This is a genomic window from Ectopseudomonas toyotomiensis (genome assembly GCF_017167985.1).
GTDB classification, from domain to species: domain Bacteria; phylum Pseudomonadota; class Gammaproteobacteria; order Pseudomonadales; family Pseudomonadaceae; genus Aquipseudomonas; species Aquipseudomonas toyotomiensis.
Window position 1 is genome coordinate 2,427,732 of record NZ_CP070505.1, and the last position, 25,418, is coordinate 2,453,149.

Genomic DNA, 25,418 nt, shown 5'->3' on the forward strand with positions numbered 1-25,418 from the left:
GACCCGCTTCGCTCTACAGATTGCGCGCCGGGCAGTAGATCTGCCGAGTCTCCAGCGCATAGAGACAGCCATCGAGGCTGGTCAGGCGAATGGTCGACCCCTTGTGTCGGCCGTAGAGCAGGTTGAACACCAGTTCGTCGTCGATTTCGCTGGCCAGCCCGGTGACCTGACCGTCTTCGACGCGCAGCCGGTAGTTGCCGAGGAAGCCGTACTCCACCACCCCCGACGTCTCCAGGATGCTGTCGCCCTGGCGGGTCATGGCGTAGAAACGACTGTTGTTGACCTGCAGGCTGTGGCTGATTTCCAACACCTGGCCGTTGCTCAGATGAACCTGACCGGTGGACTGGTAACGACCGTCGAGCTCGGCGCTGGAAATGAAGTTCAGCCACAGCACGAGCATACTCAGCAGCATCGCCAAGGCCGTGGCGAGCATGGTCAGCAACCAGCCGCCGCTGATGCCGCACTGTTTGCCCTGGCTCATGGCAGGCACCTGCTCAGTTGGGCATCGGCCACCTGATTCAGCTGGCTTTCGTGCAACATCAGCGAGCGTGCACCACCGTTGGCCTGCAAGCACAGCAGTTCATAGAAACCTCCGCGCAGGCTCAGTACCAGATTGGCCGGTTTGCTGGCCAGTACCGTAAGCCGGCTGGTCAGGCCGTGCGTCTGCAGAATCAGCTGCTGCAGCCTTTGTGGGTCTTGATCGATGTAGCGCACCTGCAGTGAGCCCAGATTCATTTCGCTACTGTGCAGGTCCTTGGGCTGGCTGATGGTGTACAGCGCCGTGAACAAGGCGATACCGATGATGCTGAACAGGCTCAGCAGAAGCAGCCAGGATGTCCGCTGACGACTGTGGCGGCGTAGAAAGGCTGGCTGTGGCGTCGGCGTATCGCGTGCTTCGCTGACTGCGCCGATATCGTCGATGCTCGGTGGATAAACCAGATAGTTGGGGTTCAGCAGATAGCCGCGGCGCGGCAGGGTCTGGATGATCTCGCGGCTCTTCTCGTCGCCCAGTACCTGGCGCAGGGTGTAGATCTGCTGGTTGAGGCTGCCCTGGCCGACAACCCGGTCGGCCCAGGCGTGGCTCATCAGTTCCTCGCGCGAAACCACTTCACCAGGCTCACGCAGCAAACGCTCGAGCAGGCGGCTGCCGGAGTAGCCCAGATCGATCTTCTCTTCGATGCCGCTCTTTACCAGGGTCAGCTGATACAGCGCCGGGTAGAAATGCGCGTAACAATCGCTGCGTCCGGTCCTGATGATCAGGCACGCAATGTTGCTTTCCGGCTCGGCTAGCGGCGTTTCGGGGCTGGTGTTCATGCGGTCCTTGAGGCGAGCGGCAATTCCATGCGGGAAATTTCCCGGCGACAGACGGTCGGCATTCTGGCGCCAGGGAAATGCACTGGCAAGTCTTGTGCCAGCTGCTTGTTGCTGGAAGCAGGTTGCCGTTCGCTGGGGGCACTCACTCAATACTAGCCAGTCTGTGGGCGAAGTCGACGATATCGCCGAGATTCGCCGAAGCCGTATTGATCATGCCTGAGCTTGATGACAGTTGATCAATTTGGCTGATGAGGCGGGATGCAGCAGTGGCCGCAGGCCATAAGAAACGCCCCGCGGATGCGGGGCGTTGGGAGGGATCGGCGCAATCCTTTGCGCCTGGATGACGCGGGATCAGCCCAGCAGGGACATGACCATGCCCGGCATCTGGCCGGCTTGCTTGAGCATGGAAATGCCCGACTGCATCAGCATGGAGTTCTTGCTCATGTTGGCGCTTTCCTTGGCGAAGTCGGCGTCCATGATGCGACCCTTGGCCATGTCGGTGTTGTCCTTCATGTTGGCCAGGTTGTTGGCGGTGTGGTTCAAGCGGTTGATGTTGGCACCGAAGGCGGCGCGCATGGCACCAATGTCGTCCAGAGCGGTATTGATGGTATCGATCATGGCGTTGGCGCCAGCGGCGTCGGCGATTTCGGTGCCGGCAGTGCCTGGGGTGGTGTAGTTGCTGGACAGGCCGTCCAGGGCAGTACCCAGGGCAGCGGACTGGGTCGAAGCGTCCAGCTCCAGGGTTTCGGCAGTGGTGGCGCCGATCTGGAAGGTCACGGCGGCACCGAACTTGCCGGTAGTACCGTCAAGACCGAACAGGGCGTCGCCAGCGTAGCTGGTGTTGGTCATGATGTTGGCCAGCTCTTTACCCAGCTCGTCGTATTCGGCTTGCAGGGCGTCACGGTCGGCCTGGGCGTTGGTGCCGTTGGAGGACTGGGTGGCGAGGTCTTTCATGCGCTGAACGATATCGGTCATTTCGCTGAAGGCGCCTTCGGCGGTCTGCAGCAGCGATACGGCGTCGCTGGTGTTGCGCATGGCCACATCCATACCGCGGGACTGGGCGTTCAGACGGGTAGCGATCTGCAGGCCGGCGGCGTCGTCGGCAGCGGAGTTGATGCGGAAGCCAGTGCCCAGACGCTGCTGGTTGGTGCCCAGGGCGTTGTTGGTCTTGCCCAGGTTGGTCTGGGTGATCAGCGAGGAGTAGTTGGTATGAATCGACAGAGCCATGATGATATTCCTTCAGTTGAGTGAAGCTGGCTGTGATTGCCTGCTGTAAGTGAAGGGCGACCGGCTTCTGACGCTGATTAAATGGCGCTGAAGATTTTTTCGATCCTGGCTCAGGAGTCGCTCTGGCATGCGGGTGTGAAATGAAAAGCGGCGACCCTTGGGTCGCCGTTTTTTTGAAAACCAGGCGTGATCAGCCGATTTCGATCATTTCGAAATCCATCTTGCCGACGCCGCAGTCAGGGCATAGCCAGTCTTCTGGCACGTCTTCCCAGCGGGTGCCGGGAGCGATGCCGTCATCCGGCCAGCCCTGGCTCTCGTCGTAAATCAGTCCACAGACCACGCATTGCCACTTTTTCATATAAACCTCAGGCCAATCTCACGGTGTTGCGCGACGCAAGCTACCGCAATTGCACTGACGCGCCAAGCCGGCCGGCGGCAATCGCCGCCAGCCAGGGACCAACCAAAGTCGGGTCGCGCAGCGCACGACCTGTCAGAGGTCAGCGACTGGTCATCAGCGGATCGGTCAGCGCCATGCCGTACATCGCCACCAGCGCGATCAGGCCGGCTGCAGCGAGGTAGTAGAGCGTCGGCAGAATGGTCTTGCGCAGGGTGATGCCTTCGCGCCCGAGCAGACCAACGGTCGCCGAGGCTGCCACCACGTTGTGGATGGCGATCATGTTGCCTGCCGCGGCACCGACCGACTGCACTGCCACCATCATCGCCCCGGATACGCCGATCAGCTCGGCAGCATTGAGCTGGAACTGCGACAGCATCAGGTTGGATACGGTGTTGGAGCCGGCGATAAAGGCGCCCAGAGCGCCGACCGCCGGCGCGAAGAACGGATATACGCCGCCGACGCTGTCGGCCACCAGTTGCGCCATCGCCACCGGCATCGACATCAGGTCGCTGCCGTTGACCCCGGAGTTGATCAGGATGCGCACCATGGGAATGGTGAAGATCAACACGAAGCCGGCGCCGAGCAGGGTCTTGCTCGACTCGCCCACCGCCGCCTTGAGTTCGGGTAAGCGCATGCGGTGCAGGAAGAAGGTCACCAGTACCACCATGCAGAGGATGCCGCCTGGCAGATACAGCGGCTCGATGGTGCCGGATACCCCAGTCTCACCGAGGATGTCCTTCCAGCCGAAGCTCAGGCTCATCAGCGCCGCTTTCACCTCGGGGAAGGTACGCGAGATCACCAGGAACACCGCCAGCAGCAGGTACGGCGCCCAGGCCATGGGCACCGAGATCGGCGCCTTGCCGGCCACCTCATCCAGCTTCATCTCGATCTTGCCCATCCAGTCGGACGGCCAGTCCTTGGGATCAGCGAAGTCCCAGCTTTCCTTCGGCAGCAGGAATCCGGCCTTGGCGGCCGGTACCACGATGGCCAGGCCAACCAGGGCGCCGATCATCGAGGGGAATTCCGGGCCGAGGAACACGCCGGCGGCCATGTACGGCAGGGAGAAGGCGAAGGCGGTGAAGATGGCGAACGGCGCGATGGCCAGGCCTTCCTTCCAGCTCTGATTCTTGCCGAAGAAGCGCGTCATGATCATCACCATGATCAGCGGCATCAGCAGGCCGATCAGGCCGTGGGTGATGGCCACCCGCGAGTAGATCAGGTGGAAGAAGGTTTCCCAGGTGCTGCCGGTGGCCACCAGTTGTTCGGTGATGCCGGTTCTATCCAGGCCGGCGCCGACACCCACCAGGATCGGCGTACCGACCGCACCGAAGGACACCGGTGTGGACTGCACCATCATCCCCAGTACCACCGCGGCCAGTGCCGGGAAGCCCAGGGCTACCAGTAGCGGTGCGGCCACGGCAGCCGGGGTACCGAAACCGGAGGCGCCCTCGATGAAGCAACCGAACAACCAGGCGACGATCAACGCCTGTACGCGGCGATCCGGGCTGATATTGGAGAATCCCCGGCGGATCGCCGCGATGCCTCCGGAGTGCTTGAGGGTGTTCAGCAGCAGGATCGCGCCGAAGATGATCCACAGGATCGAGGCCGTAAGAATCAGCCCCTGCAGGCTGGAGGCGATGACCCGGTTGAGGGACATGTCCCAGGCCAGCAGGCCGATCAGGGCGGTGAGGACGAACACCAGCGGCATCGCGTACTTGGCCGGCCAGCGAAAGCCGATCAGCAGTACACCCGCTAGCACCAGTGGCACGAAGGCCAGGATGGACAGCAGCGTTTGACTCATGGGTTGGTTCCTTCTTTTTCTTGTGAACCACAGTTTTCCGGGGACACCCGGCGCCACGCATCTGGAAGGGCCGGGCGCCACGGCACCGGCCTTTCCGTGAGGCGCGACGGCAGGGATTCCCCATCGCCGCGCTCATGCTCGAAAACCCCGACGGTCAGAAACCGTCAGGGCTTGTTACTGCTCAGTGGGAGGGGCTTTAGCCGCGAGCTTTTTGTAGTTGGTTTGTCGCGGCTAAAGCCCCTCCCACATTACTTAGGCCTCCTGCTTGAAGCGCAAACGCCAGGCATGCAGCAGCGGCTCGGTGTAGCCGGACGGCTGCTCGCGGCCCTTGAACACCAGATCACTGGCGGCGCGGAAGGCGTGGGATTGCTCGAAGTTCGGTGCCATCGGGCGGTAGGCCGGATCGCCGGCATTCTGCCCGTCGACCACCTGCGCCATGCGCTGCAGCGTCTCGCGTACCTGGGTCTCGCTGACCACGCCGTGGTGCAGCCAGTTGGCGATATGCTGAGCCGAGATCCTCAATGTGGCGCGGTCTTCCATCAGGCCGACGTTGTGGATGTCCGGCACCTTGGAGCAGCCCACGCCCTGTTCGACCCAGCGCACCACGTAACCGAGGATGCCTTGGCAGTTGTTGTCCAGTTCCTGCTGGATGTCGCTGGCGCTCCACGGCCGTTCGGCGCTGACCGGCACGCTGAGCAGGTCGCCCAGCAGGTTGTTTCGCTGACTGGCCAGGTCGATCAGCTCCAGCTCGCTCTGCACCGCCTGCACGTCGATCTGGTGGTAGTGCAGGGCGTGCAGCACAGCGGCAGTCGGCGACGGCACCCAGGCGGTGTTGGCACCCGCCTTCGGGTGGCCGATCTTCTGCTCGAGCATGGCCGCCATCAGGTCCGGCATGGCCCACATGCCCTTGCCGATCTGCGCCTTGCCACGCAGGCCGCAGGCCAGGCCGACCAGCACGTTGTTGCGTTCGTAGGCCTGGATCCAGGCGCTGGATTTCATATCGCCCTTGCGCAGCATGGCGCCGGCTTCCATGGCCGTGTGCATCTCGTCGCCGGTGCGGTCGAGAAAGCCGGTGTTGATGAAGGCGACACGCTCGCTGGCAGCCTCGATGCAGGCCTTGAGGTTGACGCTGGTGCGGCGTTCCTCGTCCATGATGCCCATCTTCAGGGTATTGGTCGGCATGCCCAGCAGTTGCTCGACGCGGCCGAACAGCTCGTCGGCGAAGGCCACTTCGAACGGGCCGTGCATCTTCGGCTTGACGATATAGACGCTGCCGGTGCGCGAGTTGCCGCGACGCTTGAGGTCGTGCAGGGCGATCAGGCTGGTGACCACCGCATCGAGAATGCCCTCGGGAATCTCGAAGCCTTCGCCGTCGATGATGGCCGGGTTGCTCATCAGGTGGCCGACATTGCGCACGAACAGCAGCGAGCGGCCGTGCAGAGTGAGTTCGCTGCCGTCGGCGGCGGTATACACGCGATCCGGGTTGAGGCGGCGGGTGATGCGCTTGCCACCCTTGTCCAGTTCTTCGGCCAGATCGCCTTTCATCAGGCCCAGCCAGTTGCGGTAGACCACCACCTTGTCGGCGGCGTCGACGGCGGCCACCGAATCCTCGCAGTCCATGATGGTCGACAGCGCCGCTTCCATCAGTACGTCCTTGACGCCGGCGGCGTCAGTGCGGCCGATCGGGCTGCTGGCATCGATCTGGATTTCGAAATGCAGGCCGTTGTTTTTCAACAGCACGGCGCTCGGCGTGGCGGCCTCGCCCTGAAAACCGACGAATTTCTCCGGTTGGGCCAGGGCGGTTTGTGCACCGCTGCTGAGGGTCACCTGCAACTGGCCGGCGACCACGGTGTAGGCGCTGGCATCGGCATGCGAGCCCTTGGCCAGCGGCGCCGCCTGGTCGAGGAAGGTGCGGGCGAAGGCGATCACCTTGGCGCCGCGTACTTCGTTATAACCCGGCCCCTTGCTGGCGCCACCTTCTTCGCTGATCGCATCGGTGCCGTACAGGGCGTCGTACAGCGAGCCCCAGCGGGCGTTGGCGGCGTTCAGCGCGTAACGTGCATTCATCACCGGCACCACCAGTTGTGGGCCGGCCTGGCTGGCGATTTCGCTGTCGACGTTGGCGGTGGTCGCCTTGACCTTCTCCGGCTGCGGCAGCAGATAGCCGATGGCGCCGAGGAAGGCGCGGTAAGCGTTCATGTCGCGGATCGGGCCGGGGTTGGCGCGATGCCAGGTATCCAGCTCGCTCTGCAGACGCTCGCGCTCGGCCAGCAGCGCGCGGTTGCGCGGCGCCAGGTCGTGCACCAGAGCGTCGAAACCGCTCCAGAAGGAGCTGGCCTCGATACCGCTGCCAGGCAGCACTTCGCGTTCGATGAACTGCTTGAGTTCGGCGGCTACCTGCAGGCGCTGACATTGCACGCGTTCGGTCATTTTCCTGTTCTCCTGTCTGCATCCGGTTGCCTGGGATGCCTATGAATTTCGTCTCGCCTCGATCAGTCCCCTCGCCCCACTGGGGGAGGGTTAGGGCGGGCCGCGTACGGAGAGGGGAATAGCGGCGTTTCGCGTCGCTTCCAGCCCTCTCCCCCAGCCCCTCTCCCGCAAGCGGGAGAGGGGAGAAAACGATGCGCGCTGCTTACAGCACTGCTATCCCCGCCTTGGCCACCTGCGCATCCTGCTCGGCCTTGACCCCGGATACGCCCACGGCACCCACCACCTGGCCGTCCACCAGCACCGGCACGCCACCCTCCAACGAAGTAATCAGCGGCGCGCTGATAAAGGCTGTGCGGCCACCGTTGACCATGTCCTCGTAGCCCTTGGTTTCGCGACGACCGATGGCGGCGCTGCGCGCTTTCTCGGTGGCGATGTAGGCGCCGATCGGCGCGCAGCCGTCGAGGCGTTCGAGTGCCAGCGGATGACCGCCGTCGTCGACCACGGCGATGGCCACAGCCCAGCCCTGTTGCTGCGCTTCGCTGCGGGCCGCCTGGAGAATCTGGCTGACTTCGTTCTGGCTGAGTACGGCTTTGCTGTGCATGGCATACCTCGTGTTCGTGGCTTTTTTCCCCTCCCCCGCTTGCGGGAGAGGGGCCGGGGGAGAGGGTTCAGGCTTCACGCCATCGCCTCCTCGATGATCTCGATCCAGTGGCGCACCGGCGTGCGCCCGGCGCCGTCCAGATGGGTCTGGCAGCCGATATTGGCGGTGACGATGGCGTCGGGTTTGCCGCTTTCCAGGGCGTTCAACTTGTTGTCGCGCAGCTGCCGCGAGAGCTCTGGCTGGGTCAGCGAATAGGTGCCGGCCGAGCCGCAGCACAGGTGGCCATCCGGCACGGCGGTCAGGCCGAAACCGAGGCGCGTCAGCACGCCCTCCACCGCACCGCCGAGCTTCTGCGCATGCTGCAAGGTGCAGGGGCAATGGAAGGCCAGGCGCTGTTCGGCCCTTACCTGCAGCGTCTCCAGCGGCTCGTTTTGCAGCACTTCGACCAGATCCTTGGCCAGGGCGCTGACCCGTGCCGCCTTGCTCGCATAGGCCGAATCGCCAGCCAGCAGATGGCCGTAGTCTTTTACGAAGGCACCGCAGCCGCTGGCGGTCTGCACGATGGCCTCAATGCCGGCTTCGATGGCCGGCCACCAGGCGTCGATGTTCTGCCGGGCGCGTTGCAGGCCCGCTTCCTGGGCGTTCAGGTGATAGTCCACGGCGCCGCAGCAGCCGGCTTCGCGGATCGGCGTGACGCTGATGCCGAGGCGATCCAGCACGCGCGCGGTGGTGGCATTGGTGTTGGGCGACAGCCCCGGTTGCACGCAGCCTTCGAGCATCAACACGCGGCGCGTGTGCTGCTGCGTCGGGCGTGGCTTGGCCGGGCGAATCTCGCGCGGCAGCTTGGCCTTGAGCGTGGCCGGCAGCAGCGGGCGCAGGGCCAGGCCGGTCTGGGTCAGCGCCTTGAACAGCGCCGGATGCGGCACCACGGCGCGCAGGCCCTGGCGCAGCAGGCGTTCGTTCAGTGGCCGCGGCACCGCCTGCTCGACCACTTCGCGGCCGATATCCAGCAGGTTGTGGTACTGCACGCCGGATGGGCAGGTGGTTTCGCAGTTGCGGCAGGTCAGGCAGCGATCCAGGTGCTGTTGGGTCTTGGTCGTGACTTCGTTGCCTTCGAGCATCTGCTTGATCAGGTAGATGCGCCCACGCGGGCCGTCCAGCTCGTCGCCGAGCAACTGATAGGTCGGGCAGGTGGCGTTGCAGAAGCCGCAATGCACGCAGGAGCGCAGGATGCGTTCGGCTTCTTCGGCGCGCGGCAGGCGCTTGGCCTGTTCACTCAAATTGGTCTGCACGTCTTATACCTCGGCGTACATGCGGCCAGGGTTGAAAATACCCTGGGGGTCGAGCTGGTTCTTCAACTGGCGCTGGTAGCGCAGCAGTGGGGCGGCCAGCGGCTGGAAAGGTTGTGCCTGGCCGGCAGCAAAGCAGGTGGCATGGCCGCCTAACTTGGCCGTTACGCGCTGAATCAGCTCGCTATCGGCGTCGGTCTTCAGCCAGCGCTGCGCGCCGCCCCAGTCGATCATCTGGCGACCGGGCAGGTCGAGCAGACCACTGTTGGCTGGCAGCGACAGACGCCACAGCGTGCCGCTGGCGCTGAAGAACGGCAGGCGCTGTTCGCGCAGTTGCTGCCAGTAACCGTTGTCGATCTCTTCGCCACCGAGGCGTTGGCGCGCGGCCAAAACCGAACCTTCGCCACCCTCCAGGCGCAGGTGCAGCGCCGCACCGTCGTGGCTGGCGGCGCTGATCGGCAGCGGCTGCTGGCCCCATTCGGCGAGCTTGTTCAGGGCATGCAGGGCGTCCACCTCCAGGCGCAGGCTGAGCACCTGGCGCGGTTTGGGCAGTACCTTGAGCGACACCTCGGCGAGTAGGCCGAGGCAGCCGAAGCTGCCGGCCATCAGGCGCGACAGGTCGTAGCCGGCGACGTTCTTCATCACCTCGCCGCCGAAGCGCAGCAGCTTGCCCTGGCCGGTGATCACGCGAGTGCCAAGCACTTGGTCGCGCACCGAGCCGGCCCAGGGCCGACGCGGGCCGGACAGCCCGGCAGCGACCATGCCGCCCAGGGTGGCGCCATCGCCCAGATGTGGCGGCTCGCACGGCAGCATCTGGTTGTTGGCCTCCAGCACTGCCTCGATCTCGGTGAGTGGTGTGCCGGTGCGGGCGCTGAGCACCAGCTCGGTGGGGTCATAGCTGACGATACCGCGGTGCATACGGGTATCCAGCACTTCGCCGGTTGTGGCACGACCCAGATGGGCCTTGCTGCCGCTGCCCTGGATGCGCAGCGGGGTGGCGCTGTTCAGCGCGTGGTTGACCTGTTCCAGCAGTGCGGCGCTGGCGTCGAAATCATGCGACATCAGAATCGCTCCAGTTCCGGGAAGGGCAGTTGGCCGTGATGCACGTGCATGGCGCCGAACTCGGCGCAGCGGTGCAGGGTGGGGATGTTCTTGCCCGGATTGAGCAGGCCGCTGGGGTCGAACGCCGCCTTCACCGCATGGAACAGGGTGATCTCGTCGCTGTTGAACTGTGCGCACATCTGATTGATCTTCTCGCGGCCCACGCCGTGCTCGCCGGTGATGCTGCCGCCGACCTTGACGCAGAGTTCGAGAATCTTGCCGCCGATGGCCTCGGCACGCTCCAGCTCGCCAGGCACGTTGGCATCGAAGAGGATCAGTGGGTGCATGTTGCCGTCGCCGGCATGGAACACGTTGGCCACGCGCAGGCCGTACTCTTCGGATAGCTCGGCGATGCCACGCAGCACGCCGGGCAGCTCGCGGCGCGGAATGGTGCCGTCCATGCAGTAGTAGTCCGGCGAGATGCGTCCGACTGCGGGGAAGGCGTTCTTGCGCCCGGCCCAGAATTTCACCCGCTCAGCCTCGTCGCGAGCCAGGCGCACTTCAGTGGCGCCGGCCTTTTCCAGCACCTCACGCACGCGCTCGCAATCGTCCGCCACGTCGGCTTCCACGCCGTCCAGCTCGCAGAGCAGGATGGCTTCGGCCTCTACCGGATAGCCGGCATGGATAAAGTCTTCGGCGGCGCGAATGGCCAGGTTGTCCATCATCTCCAGGCCGCCGGGGATGATGCCGGCGGCGATGATGTCGCCGACCGCGCGACCGGCCTTTTCCACCGAGTCGAAGGCCGCCAGCAGCACCTTGGCCACCTGCGGCTTGGGCAGCAGCTTGACCGTCACCTCGGTGACGATGCCGAGCATGCCTTCGGAACCGGTGAACAGCGCCAGCAGGTCGAAGCCGGGTGCGTCCAGGGCATCGCTGCCGAGGGTCATGAACTCGCCCTCGACGGTGAGGATGTCCACCTTGAGCAGGTTGTGCACGGTCAGGCCGTACTTCAGGCAATGCACGCCGCCGGCGTTCTCGGCGACGTTGCCGCCGATGGAGCAGGCGATCTGCGAGGACGGGTCGGGGGCGTAATACAGATCGAAGGGGGCCGCGGCCTGGGAAATCGCCAGGTTGCGCACGCCGGGCTGTACCCGGGCGAAGCGGCCTTCGCGGTTGATCTCGAGAATCTGGTTGAAGCGCGCCATCACCAGCAGGATGCCCTTTTCCAGCGGCAGCGCGCCGCCGGACAAACCGGTGCCGGCGCCGCGTGCTACCACGGGTACGCCACGGGCGTGGCAGAGCTGGAGCAACTGTTGCACCTGCTCGATACGCTCGGGCAGCACCACCAACATGGGTGTGGTGCGATAGGCGGACAGGCCATCGCACTCGTAGGGCTTGAGGTCTTCCTGAGTGTGCAGGATGTCGAGGTCGGGCAGGCGCTGGCGCAACTCGGCCAGCAGGGCGGTCTTGTCGACCGCGGGTAGCGCGCCGTCGACGCGCTCGTCGTACAGAATGCTCATGGCAGGCTCAATCGTGGACGTTGTTGTTATTGGCGGTCATGCCGCGACCTTGGCCGCATGTTTAGGCTGCCTGCTTCTTTACGTCCATTCTCTTTAGCGCTGGTAGGACCAGTTTCTTTCATCAGGCTTTCGCCATGGATTGGCCTAAGGTCTCATGCGCTGCGGCTTGCCTATCGACAGGCACGCGATCTAAGGTGGCCTTTAAAAATTGGTACGACCAGTGCTGCGGAGGTGGCGAATGGACGGACAACAGGGCGTCGCACGGCGGCAGGTCAGTGACGTGGTGGCCGAGCGCATCGAGCGACTGATCGTCGATGGCGTACTCAAGGTCGGCCAGCCGTTGCCGTCGGAGCGGCGCCTGTGCGAGAAACTGGGCATCTCCCGTTCGGCGCTGCGTGAAGGGCTCAAGGTGCTGCGCGGGCGCGGCATCATCGACACCGCCCAGGGCCGCGATTCACGGGTGGCCAAGCTCAGCGGCGAGCGCGACGCCAGCCCGTTGATGCACCTGTTCAACTCGCAGCCGCGCACCCTGTATGACCTGCTGGAGGTGCGCGGCCTGCTCGAAGGCGAGTCGGCGCGCCTGGCGGCGCTGCGTGGCACCGAGGCGGATTTCGTCCTGCTGACCCGACGCTACGAAGAGATGCTGGCGGCTCATGCACAGGAAAATCCGGTCGACCCGCGTGAACATGCGCGTCTCGACCATGCCTTTCACCTGGCCGTCTGCGAGGCCTCGCACAACCCGGTGCTGGTGCACACCCTGCAGTCGCTGACCGACCTGATGCTCAGCACCGTGTTCGCCTCGGTGAACAACCTCTATCACCGCCCGGCGCAGAAACGGCAGATCGACCGTCAGCATTCACGGCTGTATCACGCTGTGATCGAGCGTCTGCCGGAACAGGCCCAGCGCGCTGCGCGTGACCATATCCACAGCATCCGCGACAACCTGCAGGAGATCGAGCAGGAAGAGCAGCGCCTGGTGCGCGCGACCATGCGCCTGGAAGGGTGGACCTGACGTAGGGTGCGCTGTACGCACCGAATAGCACGTAGGGTGGATAACGCGCAGCTTGTCCACCTTCTCTATCCGGCGACAGGGTCTCGCGGTGGAAAACGCTTCGCGATTTTCCACCCTACGCATCGGCGTTATCTGAAGGTGCTGGTCACCACGCCTTCTTCCACCACCTGCGCCTCGATCACCTTCTGACTACCGAGGTTGCGCACGCGAATCACCTCACCCTCGCGACCATTGGCCAACGCCTCGCCGGTGGCCGAGGCGGAGATGCCGTCCTGGCTGGCGATGATGGTCACCTGCTGGCCGCGGCGGATCAGCAGGGGCGCGGCGAGCAGGTTCGGTGCGATCAACTGGCCAGCGCGCACGCGGCGCTTGGCGCCCTGGCCGACCACTTCGTCGAGGCTGTTGTAGAAGCCGCGTGAGGCCCTGCCGACGTTCACTTCCTGCAGTTGCAGCTGTTCGGCGGCGATGGTCTGGCCGCGTTCGATCACGCGCGCGGCATGCACGGCCGGCAGGAACACGCTGGCCTGCACCAGGGCCGTGACGCTCCAGCCGGGCGCATCTGCGCAGCTCAGGTCCAGGCGTTGACGTGACAGGGGTGAGGGATCGTCGCTGCTGACCGTCACGCTCAGCGCCTGGGCACAGGCCGGCAGGCGTTCGGCGCTATTGAGCAGGGTGATATTGAGGCTGTGGCGCTGCCCTTGCCAGGCTTGGCGCTTGGCTTCCTCGGCCAGCATCTGCTGCATGTGTACCGCCACGGCCTGATCGATCTGGCTGGCGGCATCGGTCTCGCCGCGCGCAGCGCTCAGCGGCAGCAGGGCAAGGAGGAAAAGCATCGACGCACAGGCGGAAAAAACCTTTCCGCTTTTCCTCTCGCCCCCGCTTCGATGCGGAAGGAAGGCGACGCAGAAGTCGTCTTTCGATCTTGTGAATACCTTGAAAATCAATGTGATACGGCTCTCTTCTGGGTTGGGCACGCTTTGTGCTGAAGGCACCTGGGCACAACCTTGGGTTAAGGGTACCGGTAAATGAGTATACGGATTGATGACGTGGTGGGCGTGCATTCGCGAGCGCTCGAACTGCGCATGCAGCGCAGCGAAATCCTCGCGGCCAACCTGGCCAACGAAGACACGCCAGGCTTTCTCGCCCGCGATATCGATTTCGCTGGCGAGATGCAGCGAGTCGATCCGCAGCAGGCGTTCGCCGCCAGCAGCGCCGATCTCAAGTACCGCGTACCGACCCAGCCGTCGCAGGACGGCAACAGCGTCGAGCTGAGTGTGGAGCAGGCCGCGTTCTCCAAGAACAGCATGGACTTCCAGACCAGCCTGACCTTTCTCAGCATGAAATTCAGGGGCCTGAAACAGGCCATCGAGGGGCGCTGATCATGGCTTTCGACTCCATCTACCGCATCGCCGGCTCGTCGATGAATGCACAAACCGTGCGCCTCAACACCGTTGCCAGCAACCTGGCCAACGCCGACTCGGCTGCGGCCAACGCCGAGGACGTGTACCAGGCGCGCAAGCCGGTGTTTGCCGCCGTCTACAACAACGACCAGCTGACCCGCAGCGTGGGCATGGGCGGCGCCCATGTGCAGGTGCTCGACGTGGTCACTGCCGGCCGCGAACCAGTGCGCCGCTACGAGCCGGACAATCCCCTGGCCGATGACCAGGGCTACGTGTTCTACGCCGACATCGACCAGATCGAAGAAATGACCGACATGATGTCGGCCACCCGCAGTTTCGAGACCAGCGTCGAAGTGCTCAATCGCCTGAAAAGCATGCAGCAGGGCCTGCTCAAGCTCGGAGAATCCTGATGACCACGGTCAGCAACAACAGCCAGAACAATCCCGCTTACAGCATCGACGAGGCGGTGAAGCAGTCGGTCAACGTCAGTGACGCGACCCAGCTGGAAAACAACTTCCTCACCCTGATGGTCGCGCAGATCCAAAACCAGGATCCGACCAAACCGGTGGACAGTACCGAGTTCCTCAACCAGTTCGCCGCCATGAGCCAGGTCAAGAGCCTGGAAAACATGGCCTCGCTGAGCAAGAGCAACCTGGTGCTGCTGGACAACCTGCAGACCCTCACCGCCGCTGGCCTGGTCGGCCAGGAAGTGAAGGTGGCGACCGAGCAACTGGAGCTGGGCGCGGACAAGGTCAAGGGCGAGATCAACCTGGAGCATGCCGCCGGCAAGCTGGCCCTGGTGGTCACCGACAGCAATGGCGTGAAAAAGGAAATCGACCTCGGTTCCCAGGCGCCGGGGCGTGTGCCCTTCGAGCTCGATCCCAAGGCCCTGGGCCTGGCGCCGGGCAGCTACAAGGTCGAGGTCAAGAGCGACAGCGGCGAGTACCCGAAGGTCGAAGTGGCCGGCCGCGTCACCCAGGTGCGCGTCAGCGCCCAGGGCCCCGTGCTGGAGGTCATCGGCGTCGGCGCTGTGCCCTTCTACAACATCACCGAATTCGGCCAGACGCAGACCGCCGGTCTGCTCTGAACCCTCCTACTCGTTCAATTCAAAGGTCCAGTCGCCATGAGTTTCAACATCGCCATGACCGGCCTCAGTGCCGTCAACGAACAGCTCAACACCATCAGCCACAACATCGCCAACGCCGGCACCACCGGCTTCAAGTCCTCGCGCACCGAGTTCGGCAGCATCTACGCCGACAGCCAGGCGATGGGCGTGGAGGTGCTGGCCACCACCCAGAGCATCAGCCAGGGCGGCTCCCTGGTGACCACCGGGCGCAGCCTGGATCTGGCCATCTCCGGCGGTGGTTTCTTCGTCACCCGTGATACCAACGGCGACCTGAGCTACACCCGCGCCGGCGTGTTCGGCGCCGACAAGAACAACAACATCGTCAACGCCGCCGGGCAGACCCTGCAGGGTTATCCGGTGGACGCCGCCGGCAACCTGCTGGTCGGCGCCATGGGCGACCTGCAACTGCAGAACGCCAACCTGCCGGCTCGCGCCACCGACACCCTGGCTTTCGTCATGAACCTGGACTCCAACCAGACCGTGCCGGCCACCGCGCCGTTCGATCCGGCGGACGTGAACACCTACAACTCCACCTACACCACCAAGGTGTTCGACTCGCAGGGCAAGGAACACACCCTGACCCAGTACTTCGTGAAGACTGGCGACAACACCTGGGATGCCTATTACTACCAGGGCAACACCGCCGTCGGCGGCCCGCAGGCACTGACCTTCGGCACCAACGGCACGCTCACCGCGCCGGTCGGCCCGGTCAACGTCGGCTTCGCCCTGCCGGGCGTCGACCCGATGGCCGTCGCCATCGACTACAGCAATTCCAGCCAGTACGGCTCCGACTTCGTCGTCACCACCAACCGCGCCAGCGGCTATGCGGCGGGCGAGCAGACCGGTCTGTCGGTGGAGAAGGACGGCATGGTTTACGCCAACTACAGCAACGGCCAGCGCATGCTGCAGGGCCAGGTGGCGCTGGCCACCTTCGCCAATGCCGGTGGCCTGAAGAACATCAGCGGGACCGCCTGGGTGGAAACCGCCGAATCCGGCGCGGCGCTGATCGGCGTGCCCGGTGTCGGCCCCTTCGGCGCGCTGGTGGCCGGTTCGTTGGAGAACTCCAACGTCGACCTGACCCAGCAACTGGTCGGCCTGATGGAGGGCCAGCGCAACTACCAGGCCAACACCAAGGTGCTGACCACCAACAAGGAACTTACCCAAGTGCTGTTCGGCGCGATCTGAGGCTGACCCATGGACCGTCTCGGTTACACCGCAATGACCGCCGCCAGCCGCACCATGAGCTCGCTCACGGTGCGTGCCAACAACCTGGCCAACGTCAACACTCCCGGCTTTCGTGCCGACCTGGAGCAAGCCCAAGCCGTCACCGTGGAAGGTTATGGCTACGACAGCCGGCACCTGGCGCGGGTGAAGAACAATGGCGTCAACCTGGCACCCGGCGCGCTGATGGCCACCGGCCGTGATCTCGACGTGGCGATCCAGGGCCGCGGCCTGTTCACCGTCGAAGGTGATGGCGGCGCCGAGCGCTACACGCGCAACGGCGCGCTGCAGGTCGATGCCGACCTGCGCCTGACCCTGAACGGCCGCGCCGTGATGGGCGAGGGTGGCCCCATCGTGCTGCCCGAGTACGACAGCCTGCACATCGGTCGCGACGGCACCGTGTCGGTGATCCCGCGTGGCGATTTCGTCACCGCCGAGGTCGATCGCATCCGCGTGGTGGATGTCGATGCCGCCGACCTGACCAAGGATGCCAGCGGTCTGCTGGCGCGCACTGACGGTCAGCCGGCCGAAGACATGGAAGCGCCGGTACTGGTCTCCGGTTACCTGGAGGCGAGCAACGTCGGTGCAATCGATCAACTGGTGGCGACCATGAGCCTGAACCGCCTGTTCGAGACCCAGGTAAAGATGATGAAGGCCGCCGAGGACCTGTCCGAAGCCGGCAACCGGATGATTCGCGGCAGTTGACGATTAGGTAGCCCGGATGCAATCCGGGAACGATTTCCCCGGATTGCATCCGGGCTACAGACAAACGAGGTAACGCACATGAGTTCCGCACTTTGGGTCAGCAAGACCGGCCTGGCCGCCCAGGACAAGGCCATGAGCGCCGTGGCCAACAACCTGGCCAACGTCAACACCAACGGCTTCAAGAGCGACCGCGTGGTGTTCGAGGACCTGTTTTACGCCATCGAATTGCAGCCGGGTGCGCAGGCCGATGAGGTCAATACCGTGCCGTCGGGCATCCAGCTCGGCAGCGGTGTGCGCGTGGCCGGCACGCAGAAGGTGTTCACCGAAGGCAGCATCCAGACCACCGGCCAGCCGATGGACCTGGCCATCATCGGCGCCGGCTTCTTCCAGGTGGAAGCGCCCAACGGCGACATCTACTACACCGAGAACGGCCAGCTGCAGCTCAATGCCGAAGGCATGATCGTCAACTCCCAGGGTCTGCCCCTGACGCCGGCCATCGAAGTGCCGGCCGGTAGCAGCCGCTTCACCGTGGGCAGCGACGGCATCGTCACCGCCGTGCTGGCCGGCGATACCCTGCCTTCGGAGCTGGGCCAGATCACCCTGGTCAGCTTCACCAATCCGAGTGGCCTCGAAGCGCTCGGCGGCAACCTCTACCGCGAAACCGTGGCCAGCGGCGAGCCGGTCGAGGGCGTGCCCGGCGAAGAAGGCCTGGGCAACCTCAAGCAGGGCGTGCTGGAAGGCTCCAACGTGCAGGTGGTCGAGGCGATGGTGGCGATGATCTCCATCCAGCGCGCCTACGAGGCCAACGCCAAGGTGCTCGACGCCGCGTCGGGCATGCAGCAGTTCCTCAACCAGACCGTGTGATTGCCATGAAGCGCTTGATCCCGCTCGCTCTGCTGCTGACCCTGGGTGGTTGTGCCAGCTTCAACGAGATGCTGCCCGACGAAGACTCGAGCCATTACGAACCCTTGCAACTGGACTACAGCGTGCCACCGACCAGCGGGGGCGGGCTGTTTCGCAGTGGCTATAGCGGCTCGTTGATCGGTGACAAGCGTGCGGTGCGGGTCGGCGACATCCTCACCGTGGTGCTCGACGAGTCCACCCAGTCGAGCAAGAGCGCCGGCACCAGCTTCGGCAAGAGCTCGGGCGTATCCGTCGGTATTCCCACGGTGCTGGGCAAGACCTACGACCGCCTGGAAAGCTCCGCCGAAGCCGAGCGTGATTTCAACGGCTCGGCGCGCAGTTCGCAGCAGAACACCCTGCGCGGCTCCATCGCCGTTACCGTGCATCAGGTGCTGCCCAACGGCACGCTGCTGATCAAGGGCGAGAAGGCGCTGCGCCTGAACCAGGGCGATGAGTACATCCGCCTGGTCGGCCTGGTGCGCATGGACGACATCAACCGCGCCAATCAGGTGTCCTCGCAGAACGTGGCTAACGCGCGCATCTCCTACGCCGGTCGCGGCGTGCTCAGTGACAGTAACTCGGCCGGTTGGCTGACGCGCTTCTTCACCAGCCCGCTGTTCCCGCTCTGAGGCCCAGACCATGATCAAACGTATTCTCGTCGCCTGTGTCCTGGGCTGGCCGCTGTCGACCAAGGCCGTACCGCTGATGGATCTGGTGGACATCGAAGGCATTCGCGGCAACCAGCTGATCGGCTACGGCCTGGTGGTCGGCCTGGATGGTACCGGTGACAAGAACCAGGTGCGCTTCACCAGCCAGTCGGTGGCGAACATGATCAAGCAGTTCGGCATCAACCTGCCGCCGAACGTCGACCCCAAGCTGAAGAACGTCGCGGCGGTGACCGTGACCGCGGAAATTCCGCCGTCCTACAGCCCGGGGCAGACCGTGGATATCACCGTCGCTTCGCTGGGCGATGCCAAGAGCCTGCGCGGCGGCCAACTGCTGCTGACCCCGCTGCAGGGTGTCGATGGCGAGACCTATGCGCTGGCCCAGGGCGCCATCGTCGTCGGTGGTCTCAATGCCACCGGGCAGAGCGGCTCCAGCGTGGCGATCAACTCTGCCAACAGCGGTCGCGTGCCCAACGGCGCCACTGTCGAACGCATGATCCCCAGCGATTTCAGTACCCGTGACGAGGTCATGCTCAACCTGCGCCAGCCCAGTTTCCAGACTGCCGCGCGGGTCGTCGAAGCGGTCAACGGCCGCTTCGGCAGTGGCACCGCCAGTGCCCTGAACTCGACCAAGATCTCCATTCGCGCGCCCATCACCAGCACCCAGCGCATCGGCTTCATGGCCATGCTCGAAGGGTTGGAGGTGGAAGAGGGCCGCGAACGGCCGCGTGTGGTGTTCAACAGCCGTACCGGCACCGTGGTGGTTGGCCAGGGTGTGCGCGTCAAGGCCGCTGCCGTGGCCCACGGCACGCTGACCGTGACCATCAGCGAGAACCCCCAGGTCAGCCAGCCCAATGCCTTCTCCGGTGGCCAGACCGCCGTGGTGCCGCGCTCCGACGTCGCCGTCAGCCAGGACAAGAACGCCATGTTCAAGTGGCCCGACGGCGCCAGCCTGGACAGCATCATCAACACCGTGAACAGCCTCGGCGCCACCCCGGACGATGTCATGAGCATCCTTCAGGCGCTGGAACAGGCCGGTGCCCTCAACGCTGAACTGATCGTGATCTGAGCCATGAGCATCGTTTCCCTCGCCCAACACATGAACAGCCACCGCGGTGGCGCCGACGGAATCGGTACCGCCCGCGAGCAGCAGTTGCAGGCCGCCGCCGAGCAGTTCGAGGCGCTGTTTTTGCAGCAGATCCTCAAGCAGATGCGCAAGGCCAGCGACGTGCTCGCCGAAGGCAATCCGATGCGTAGCCGCGAGATGGACACCATGCGCGACTTCTACGACGAGGTGCTGGCTGAAACCCTGGCCGGGCGCAAGCAGACCGGCATCGCCGACATGCTGGTCAAGCAACTGTCCGGCGGTGGCGATAGCGCAGTGGATCTGGAAGCGGCCGCAGCTGTTGCCCGCTCGGCAGAACTGCCGCAGCGTTCTTCCAGCAGTCTGCTGGAGCCGCTGCGCGCGACCTGGCAGCGCGGCGTCGATGGTCTGGGCAAGGTCTGGGACAAGGGCTCGGCAGGCTTTCTCGCCCTGGTCGATCGGGTCATCCAGCAGGAGTCGGCCGGTCGTGTCGACGCCGTATCGCCCAAGGGCGCGCGCGGCCTGATGCAGCTGATGCCGGATACCGCGCGGGAGATGGCCGCCGAACTCGGCCTGCCGTTCAGCGAAGCCCGCCTGACCAGCGACGCCGACTACAACAAGCGCCTGGGCAGTGCCTATCTGGACAAGATGCTGCAGCGTTACGACGGCCATCAGGCGCTGGCGCTGGCCGCCTACAACGCCGGCCCCGGCCGCGTCGACGAGTGGCTCAAGGTCAATGGCGATCCGCGCAATGGCGAGATCGCCACCGGTGCCTGGATCGAGCGCATCCCCTTCCAGGAAACCCGCGACTACACGCGCAAGATTCTCGGCGATCTGGCCAGCCGTGAAACACCGGTCAAGGACGAAGTGCAGCAACAGACCTCGCTCAGCGCGCAGACCCGCCAGCAACTGGCCAGTGCCCTGAGTGCCGATAGTGGTCTGCTGCTCGGTGCCGTTGCCGGCAAACAGGTCATGAAACGCGATGAATTTAAGTCCGCCGCCGATTCCGTCGCCCTGTCTTCAGTAACAGCCCAATTCGCTGCCGACGACGCCCGAGCGCCACGTCTGGCGGCCTTCGCTCAGCCGATGCGCTTCGAGCGTCAGGAGTCCTAAGCCGTGACCATCCTCAACCAGATCGCCTACAGCGGTGTGCGTGCCAGCCAGGTGGCCCTGGCCACTACCGGGCAGAACATCGCCAACGTCAATACACCCGGTTTCAGCCGTCTGCAGACCATCACCGGTTCGCTGGCGGGGCAGGGTGGCTTGAGCGTCGGCGGCGGGGTCGAGGTGATCAGCATTCGCCGCATGACCAACGAATTCCACAACCAGCAGCTATGGCGCGCGACCACCGAGCAGAACTTCTACGGCGCCTCGCAGCAGTACCTGACCGCGCTGGAAGCGCTGATGTCCGGTACCGGTTCGAGTATCAGTGCCGGCCTCGACCAGTTCTTCGCCGCGCTCAGTGAAGCCAGCGCCACACCGGGCTCCATCGCCCTGCGTCAGCAGATCATCAGCGAGGCCGGTAACCTGGCGCAGCGCTTCAATGGCCTGAGCAGCAACATCGACGCGCAGGTCAAGGCACTGCAGGAGCAGCGCACCGCCATGGCCACCGAGATCAACGGCCTGACCGAGAACATTGCGCTGCTGAACAAGAAGATCGTCGAAACCGAGTCGGTCAAGGGTGACAGCACCGCACTGCGCGACCACCGTGAGAGTCTGATCGGCGAGCTCAGCCAGTTCGCCAAGCTGCGCGTCAACGAGACCCCGGACGGTTCGGTCAGCGTCGCCCTGGCCAACGGCCAGCCGCTGGTGGCCGGTCCCACCGCCGGCCAGCTCAAGGTGGCGATGACCGCCACGGGTGAGCAGGAAGTCAGCCTGGCCTTCGCCGGCACCAGCTTCCCCTTGCGTCAGGATGGTTTCGGCGGCGCGTTCGGCGGTCTTTACGATGTCGAGTACAACAGCCTGCGGCCAAACCTGGAGGCCCTGCACGACATGGCCAGCCAGTTGGCGCAGATGGTCAACGATGTGCTCGCCACGGGTTTTGACCTCAATGGCGACCCCGGCCAGCCGCTGTTCGTCTACGACCCCACCAGCACCACCGCACTGCTGCGTATCGAGCCGCTGACCGCTGAACAGCTGGCGTTCTCATCGGCGGCGGGGGAGACCGGCAACAACGAGGTGCTGCTCGATCTGCTCGGACTGAAGAACCAGACCATCACCCTGGGTGGCAGCCAGGTCACCCTCAACGACGCCTACGCCGGCCTGCTCGGTAAAGTGGCCAGCGACAGTCGGCAGAACCAGGCTGACTTCAAGTCCGCCACCGCCGTGACCCAGCAGGCTCAATCGCAGCGCGACAGCGTCAGCGCCGTGAGCCTGGACGAGGAGGCGGTCAATCTGATGACCTACCAGCAGGCCTACCAGGCCAACATGAAGGTGATCAGTACCGCCAACCAGTTGTTCGACGACATGCTTGCCGCGTTCTGACGCGCTTTCCAGAGAGATTCAGCCATGATGCGCATCACCAACTCGCAGATCACTTCGCTGATGCACAACTCGATGAACACCAGTTCTGCCGAGTTGGGCAAGCTGATGCAGCAGATGGCCACCGGCAAGCGCATCCTGCTGCCGTCCGACGATCCCATTGCCAGCGTGCGGGTGCTGCGGGTGCAGCGTGAAGAGGCGAGCCTGGAGCAATTTCGCAAGAACATCGCCAACGTCTCCGGCAGCCTGTCGACCCAGGAAGCCAACCTCAAGTCCACTTCCGACGCCATGCTCAACGTGCGCGATCTGTTGCTATGGGCGGCCAACGGCTCCAACACCAGCGAAGACCTGGCCGCCATGGCCGGTGAGCTGTCGATCATCGAAGACACCATCGTCAGCTTCGCCAACGTGCGCGACGAGGAGGGGCGCTACCTGTTCTCCGGCACCCTGAGTGACACCCCGGCGCTGAGTTTCGATGCGGCGACCCAGACCTACAGCATCACCGGCAACGACAAGCACCGTCAGGCTGCCGTGGCCAACGGCGTGCTGGTCGATGAGAACGTCACCGCGGCCAGCGTCTTCGGCGCTGGCGTGGGCATGCTCAACGAGCTGCGTGGCCTGATCAACACCCTGCAGGACCCGGCGCTGGACGCCACCGATCCGGCCGTACGCCAACAGATCACCGACACCCTCGGCGCCCTGGATGATGCCCATGGCCGCGTTCTCGGCTCGGTCACCGAACTGGGCGGCCGGCAGAACGCCCTGAGCCTGCTCAATGACAGCAACGAGGATGTGTCGTTGGTCAACCAGAAGATCGAAGGCGAGCTGTCGCAGCTGGACTATGCTGGCGCCACCATTGCCCTGAACAACTACCAGCTGGCTCTTGGCGCGACGCAAAAGACCTACCTGAAGATCAATGAGATGTCGCTGTTCAGCCTGCTGTAAGGAGTGACATTGGTGATCAAGGTCGATACACAGCTCCCGGTCGTCACCGCGCTCGATCCGCAGGCGCGCCGTCCGGTGCAGGGCGAGCAGTCCCTGCAGCGCCAGCGCAAGCAGCTGCCCGCTGAGCCGGCGCCACCGCCGCGTGGCAAGAGTGCCACCTTCAACCTGCAGCTCAACCAGCAGTTGACCTCGATGCAGGCGGCCGACAGTTACCTCGGCGAACTGGCCGGGCGCCTCGGTCAGCTCAAGCTCAGTCTTAGTCGCGAGTTGAGCAATGCCCAGGCTGGGGAACGCGACGGCATCAAGCGTGAGCTGGAGCAGGTGCGCAAGCTGCTCGCCGAACGCAGCCAGCGCTCCGGTGAAACCCTGGATGCCAGCTTCAAGTTGCGTCTCAGCGAGCCGGTGCGTAGCCGCTTCAGTCTGCAAGGGCTGGACTCCATCGCCGCGGTGCAGCAGGCTGGCAAGGAAACCCTGCTGTTCAGCGCCGGACGCAAGCTGGCCGAGCCGCTGGCGGTGGTGCTCGACGAGGGTTTGAGCGAGCAGCAGATTCTCCGGCGTTTCAACGCCGGCCTGGGTCCGGCGGGCATCCGTGCTGAAGTCGATCACGGCGGGGCGCTCAAGTTCAGCGCCCGCGAGAGCGAATGGCAGCAGCTCAAGGGCGAACTGCGCGTGCAGGGCGAAGGCAAGCTGGCGAGCCAGGCTCAGGCGGCCGTGGTCAGTCACGAGGAGCAGATGTTGCGCCTGCCCGAGGCGGCGCGCCTCGATGGTGCCCGCGAGCTACGCCGAGCACTGGACGAAGTGGTGGCGGCGCTGGACCGGATTGGCACGCTGCGTGAGCAACTCAGCCACCGTCAGGAAGAAATCCGCGACTTTCTCGCTCGCCATGCCGATCACAACGAGCGTGAGTGGGCCAAGGATTTTGCCGGTGAAGTGTTCAGCCTGATGCGCCGCAGCCCCAGCAGCTACGCGGCGGTGACTCAGACCGTGGTGGCCCAGGCCAATATCAGCCGTTCCAGCGTGGTCAGCCTGTTGTCCTGATGGTTTTCCTCTCCTCAGCCGTCGGTCGCCCTCCCCCTTTTTTGGCGACTGACGGCTTTTTTAATTCGAGCGCGGCCGGCCGCCGAGCGCAGGCATGGTTGCTGCCGGGTTGTGGGCTTGCAGGAAAAGGACATCCGAACCTGATGCCAGCCAGCTGATTTGACCATTGATCCGCTTTTTGACTGGTCGCACAGAATGATGGCGTTTTAACAGCTATCATCGCCCCCTCTCCGCAGGGTGTGGGCCTGGCGCCCGTCATATCTGCCCTCTCGCATTCCAATAAAAACCCCGCATTCAAAGGGTTCAACCCGTTCCGGTGGCTTGTGCTTCCGGTGCATTGCCTCGTTCTCGAATTTTGGAGTACCGACGTGTTGAAGAAGTACCTGACTCTCCTCCTGCTTGCCTGTACCGCGCTGGTCAGCGTGCCCAGCCTGGCGCAGTTGAGCGATTCCGAAGCCATGAACATGACGGGCCTGCAGCGTTCGCTGACCCAGCGCATGGCCAAGAACTACCTGATGCTGGGTGCCGATGTGCGCGTGGATGCCGCCCAGCGTCAGCTGCAGGAAACCATCGAGCGTTTCGATGCCAGCCACAAGGCGCTGACCGCTTACGCGCCGACTGCCGAGATCAAGGCCGCGCTGGCCAGGATCGATGGCACCTGGGCCTCCTATCGTCAGCAGCTGGAAGCCAAACCGGAGCAGGCCAAGGCCGCCCAGATGCTCGCCACCAGTGAGGAACTGCTGCAGCAGACGCAGACCGTCAGTGACCTGATGGGCAAACACCTGGGCGCCATGGGCGCATCGGTGCACCGCACCGGCTGGGCGCGCGTGCAGACCCAGCGCATTGCCATGCTCTACATGGCCAAGTCCTGGCAAGTGCAGGCACCGGATCTGGATGCCAAGCTGGACAAGGCGGTAAGCGACTTTGAAACCATCCTCAAGGAGCTGGAAGCCCGCGGTGCACCGAGCGAGGAAATCGCTGCGACCCAGCGTCGGGTACGGGCGAACTGGGGCTTCACCCTCAAGGGTATCGACCTGCATGCCAGTCAGGGTTTCGTCGGTACTGCCATCACCATCAGCACCGATTCGTTGTTCCGCCATCTCAACGAACTGACCCGCCTCTACGCGGGCCTGCAGGCCAAAGAGGCCTGATAGCCATTCGCCATTCCGTCACCTTGACCATCTGTTTTTGCGCTATAAACAAGCGCTACTCGGGCAG

Annotated in this window: 25 protein-coding genes; 14 read left to right on the plus strand and 11 right to left on the minus strand. The window is 64.3% G+C overall.

Annotated elements, in window-relative coordinates; all coding sequences use genetic code 11:
* Positions 1-13 precede the first annotated feature (13 nt).
* From JWV26_RS11185 to glcD, 10 genes are all read right to left on the minus strand, one after another.
* Positions 14-481, minus strand: coding sequence for a hypothetical protein (locus tag JWV26_RS11185; RefSeq protein WP_074915373.1), 468 nt, complete (start codon positions 479-481; stop codon positions 14-16).
* Complete coding sequence (locus tag JWV26_RS11190) at positions 478-1,314, minus strand: winged helix-turn-helix domain-containing protein (protein ID WP_206419067.1); 837 nt, start codon at positions 1,312-1,314, stop codon at positions 478-480. The genes JWV26_RS11185 and JWV26_RS11190 overlap by 4 nt, the downstream gene beginning before the upstream one ends.
* Positions 1,315-1,665: 351 nt before the next feature.
* Complete coding sequence (gene lafA, locus JWV26_RS11195; RefSeq protein ID WP_072423641.1) at positions 1,666-2,541, minus strand: lateral flagellin LafA; 876 nt, start codon at positions 2,539-2,541, stop codon at positions 1,666-1,668.
* A 190-nt stretch (positions 2,542-2,731) separates the two neighbouring features.
* A complete protein-coding gene (locus tag JWV26_RS11200; protein WP_003242223.1) occupies positions 2,732-2,899 on the minus strand; it encodes a rubredoxin in 168 nt (55 codons plus the stop codon).
* A 139-nt stretch (positions 2,900-3,038) separates the two neighbouring features.
* Positions 3,039-4,739 carry an L-lactate permease gene (locus JWV26_RS11205; protein WP_074915369.1) on the minus strand — a complete coding sequence of 567 codons (1,701 nt, stop codon included), beginning with the start codon at positions 4,737-4,739 and terminating at the stop codon, positions 3,039-3,041.
* Between the two features lie 252 nt (positions 4,740-4,991).
* Entirely contained in the window at positions 4,992-7,169 is a 2,178-nt protein-coding gene (locus JWV26_RS11210) for a malate synthase G (protein WP_206419068.1), read from the minus strand.
* A gap of 202 nt (positions 7,170-7,371) precedes the next feature.
* On the minus strand, positions 7,372-7,770 hold the full coding sequence (locus JWV26_RS11215) for a heme-binding protein (protein ID WP_206419069.1): 399 nt from the start codon (positions 7,768-7,770) through the stop codon (positions 7,372-7,374).
* Positions 7,771-7,844: 74 nt separating this feature from the next.
* Positions 7,845-9,062, minus strand: a complete 1,218-nt coding sequence (glcF, locus tag JWV26_RS11220) for a glycolate oxidase subunit GlcF (RefSeq protein ID WP_206419070.1) — start codon at positions 9,060-9,062, stop codon at positions 7,845-7,847.
* A 3-nt stretch (positions 9,063-9,065) separates the two neighbouring features.
* On the minus strand, positions 9,066-10,121 hold the full coding sequence (gene glcE / locus JWV26_RS11225; protein ID WP_206419071.1) for a glycolate oxidase subunit GlcE: 1,056 nt from the start codon (positions 10,119-10,121) through the stop codon (positions 9,066-9,068).
* Positions 10,121-11,620 carry a glycolate oxidase subunit GlcD gene (gene glcD / locus JWV26_RS11230; RefSeq protein WP_206419072.1) on the minus strand — a complete coding sequence of 500 codons (1,500 nt, stop codon included), beginning with the start codon at positions 11,618-11,620 and terminating at the stop codon, positions 10,121-10,123. Before glcD ends, glcE begins: the two co-directional genes overlap by 1 nt.
* Positions 11,621-11,858: 238 nt before the next feature.
* On the opposite strand from glcD, the gene glcC reads away from it, so the two are divergent.
* On the plus strand, positions 11,859-12,632 hold the full coding sequence (gene glcC, locus JWV26_RS11235) for a transcriptional regulator GlcC (protein WP_206419073.1): 774 nt from the start codon (positions 11,859-11,861) through the stop codon (positions 12,630-12,632).
* Positions 12,633-12,760: 128 nt separating this feature from the next.
* On the opposite strand, the gene flgA is transcribed toward glcC, so the two are convergent.
* Positions 12,761-13,465 (minus strand): flagellar basal body P-ring formation chaperone FlgA, encoded by a 705-nt coding sequence (flgA, locus tag JWV26_RS11240; protein WP_206419074.1) that lies wholly within the window; start codon positions 13,463-13,465, stop codon positions 12,761-12,763.
* A 192-nt stretch (positions 13,466-13,657) separates the two neighbouring features.
* Here flgA and JWV26_RS11245 point away from each other — a divergent pair, with 192 nt between their 5' ends.
* From JWV26_RS11245 to JWV26_RS11305, 13 genes are all read left to right on the plus strand, one after another.
* Complete coding sequence (locus tag JWV26_RS11245; protein WP_072423633.1) at positions 13,658-14,011, plus strand: flagellar basal body protein; 354 nt, start codon at positions 13,658-13,660, stop codon at positions 14,009-14,011.
* A gap of 2 nt (positions 14,012-14,013) precedes the next feature.
* Positions 14,014-14,442, plus strand: coding sequence for a flagellar basal body rod protein FlgC (flgC, locus tag JWV26_RS11250; RefSeq protein WP_017676466.1), 429 nt, complete (start codon positions 14,014-14,016; stop codon positions 14,440-14,442).
* Positions 14,442-15,119 carry a flagellar hook assembly protein FlgD gene (gene flgD / locus JWV26_RS11255; RefSeq protein WP_074915359.1) on the plus strand — a complete coding sequence of 226 codons (678 nt, stop codon included), beginning with the start codon at positions 14,442-14,444 and terminating at the stop codon, positions 15,117-15,119. Before flgC ends, flgD begins: the two co-directional genes overlap by 1 nt.
* A 36-nt stretch (positions 15,120-15,155) precedes the next feature.
* Complete coding sequence (flgE, locus tag JWV26_RS11260) at positions 15,156-16,343, plus strand: flagellar hook protein FlgE (RefSeq protein WP_079784970.1); 1,188 nt, start codon at positions 15,156-15,158, stop codon at positions 16,341-16,343.
* Between the two features lie 9 nt (positions 16,344-16,352).
* On the plus strand, positions 16,353-17,084 hold the full coding sequence (locus JWV26_RS11265) for a flagellar basal body rod protein FlgF (protein ID WP_072423630.1): 732 nt from the start codon (positions 16,353-16,355) through the stop codon (positions 17,082-17,084).
* A 78-nt stretch (positions 17,085-17,162) separates the two neighbouring features.
* Positions 17,163-17,948, plus strand: coding sequence for a flagellar basal-body rod protein FlgG (flgG, locus tag JWV26_RS11270; protein WP_072423629.1), 786 nt, complete (start codon positions 17,163-17,165; stop codon positions 17,946-17,948).
* A 5-nt stretch (positions 17,949-17,953) separates the two neighbouring features.
* Positions 17,954-18,616, plus strand: a complete 663-nt coding sequence (gene flgH / locus JWV26_RS11275; protein WP_072423628.1) for a flagellar basal body L-ring protein FlgH — start codon at positions 17,954-17,956, stop codon at positions 18,614-18,616.
* A 10-nt stretch (positions 18,617-18,626) separates the two neighbouring features.
* Complete coding sequence (locus tag JWV26_RS11280) at positions 18,627-19,721, plus strand: flagellar basal body P-ring protein FlgI (protein WP_074915355.1); 1,095 nt, start codon at positions 18,627-18,629, stop codon at positions 19,719-19,721.
* Positions 19,722-19,724: 3 nt separating this feature from the next.
* On the plus strand, positions 19,725-20,849 hold the full coding sequence (locus JWV26_RS11285; protein ID WP_206419075.1) for a lytic transglycosylase domain-containing protein: 1,125 nt from the start codon (positions 19,725-19,727) through the stop codon (positions 20,847-20,849).
* A 3-nt stretch (positions 20,850-20,852) separates the two neighbouring features.
* The gene (flgK, locus tag JWV26_RS11290) at positions 20,853-22,220 is read left to right on the plus strand and encodes a flagellar hook-associated protein FlgK (RefSeq protein ID WP_074915351.1); all 1,368 of its coding nucleotides are present in this window, start codon (positions 20,853-20,855) and stop codon (positions 22,218-22,220) included.
* A gap of 27 nt (positions 22,221-22,247) precedes the next feature.
* Positions 22,248-23,162 carry a flagellar hook-associated protein FlgL gene (gene flgL / locus JWV26_RS11295; RefSeq protein WP_072423769.1) on the plus strand — a complete coding sequence of 305 codons (915 nt, stop codon included), beginning with the start codon at positions 22,248-22,250 and terminating at the stop codon, positions 23,160-23,162.
* A 9-nt stretch (positions 23,163-23,171) separates the two neighbouring features.
* Complete coding sequence (locus tag JWV26_RS11300) at positions 23,172-24,200, plus strand: hypothetical protein (RefSeq protein WP_083431591.1); 1,029 nt, start codon at positions 23,172-23,174, stop codon at positions 24,198-24,200.
* 368 nt (positions 24,201-24,568) lie between these two features.
* The gene (locus tag JWV26_RS11305) at positions 24,569-25,351 is read left to right on the plus strand and encodes a type IV pili methyl-accepting chemotaxis transducer N-terminal domain-containing protein (RefSeq protein ID WP_017676477.1); all 783 of its coding nucleotides are present in this window, start codon (positions 24,569-24,571) and stop codon (positions 25,349-25,351) included.
* Positions 25,352-25,418: the final 67 nt, after the last annotated feature.

Bases quoted from the DNA above. Each gene is read 5' to 3' on its own strand.
- glcD (WP_206419072.1), bottom strand. From the start codon at position 11,620: ATGAGCATTCTGTACGACGAGCGCGTCGACGGCGCGCTACCCGCGGTC.
- JWV26_RS11200 (WP_003242223.1), bottom strand. From the start codon at position 2,899: ATGAAAAAGTGGCAATGCGTGGTCTGTGGACTGATTTACGACGAGAGC.
- flgD (WP_074915359.1), top strand. From the start codon at position 14,442: ATGACCACGGTCAGCAACAACAGCCAGAACAATCCCGCTTACAGCATC.
- JWV26_RS11205 (WP_074915369.1), bottom strand. From the start codon at position 4,739: ATGAGTCAAACGCTGCTGTCCATCCTGGCCTTCGTGCCACTGGTGCTA.
- flgA (WP_206419074.1), bottom strand. From the start codon at position 13,465: ATGCTTTTCCTCCTTGCCCTGCTGCCGCTGAGCGCTGCGCGCGGCGAG.
- JWV26_RS11265 (WP_072423630.1), top strand. From the start codon at position 16,353: ATGGACCGTCTCGGTTACACCGCAATGACCGCCGCCAGCCGCACCATG.
- flgG (WP_072423629.1), top strand. From the start codon at position 17,163: ATGAGTTCCGCACTTTGGGTCAGCAAGACCGGCCTGGCCGCCCAGGAC.
- JWV26_RS11285 (WP_206419075.1), top strand. From the start codon at position 19,725: ATGAGCATCGTTTCCCTCGCCCAACACATGAACAGCCACCGCGGTGGC.
- JWV26_RS11245 (WP_072423633.1), top strand. From the start codon at position 13,658: ATGAGTATACGGATTGATGACGTGGTGGGCGTGCATTCGCGAGCGCTC.
- flgE (WP_079784970.1), top strand. From the start codon at position 15,156: ATGAGTTTCAACATCGCCATGACCGGCCTCAGTGCCGTCAACGAACAG.
- glcE (WP_206419071.1), bottom strand. From the start codon at position 10,121: ATGTCGCATGATTTCGACGCCAGCGCCGCACTGCTGGAACAGGTCAAC.
- flgH (WP_072423628.1), top strand. From the start codon at position 17,954: ATGAAGCGCTTGATCCCGCTCGCTCTGCTGCTGACCCTGGGTGGTTGT.
- JWV26_RS11215 (WP_206419069.1), bottom strand. From the start codon at position 7,770: ATGCACAGCAAAGCCGTACTCAGCCAGAACGAAGTCAGCCAGATTCTC.
- flgL (WP_072423769.1), top strand. From the start codon at position 22,248: ATGCGCATCACCAACTCGCAGATCACTTCGCTGATGCACAACTCGATG.
- glcC (WP_206419073.1), top strand. From the start codon at position 11,859: ATGGACGGACAACAGGGCGTCGCACGGCGGCAGGTCAGTGACGTGGTG.
- flgC (WP_017676466.1), top strand. From the start codon at position 14,014: ATGGCTTTCGACTCCATCTACCGCATCGCCGGCTCGTCGATGAATGCA.
- JWV26_RS11210 (WP_206419068.1), bottom strand. From the start codon at position 7,169: ATGACCGAACGCGTGCAATGTCAGCGCCTGCAGGTAGCCGCCGAACTC.
- JWV26_RS11190 (WP_206419067.1), bottom strand. From the start codon at position 1,314: ATGAACACCAGCCCCGAAACGCCGCTAGCCGAGCCGGAAAGCAACATT.
- lafA (WP_072423641.1), bottom strand. From the start codon at position 2,541: ATGGCTCTGTCGATTCATACCAACTACTCCTCGCTGATCACCCAGACC.
- JWV26_RS11280 (WP_074915355.1), top strand. From the start codon at position 18,627: ATGATCAAACGTATTCTCGTCGCCTGTGTCCTGGGCTGGCCGCTGTCG.
- JWV26_RS11185 (WP_074915373.1), bottom strand. From the start codon at position 481: ATGAGCCAGGGCAAACAGTGCGGCATCAGCGGCGGCTGGTTGCTGACC.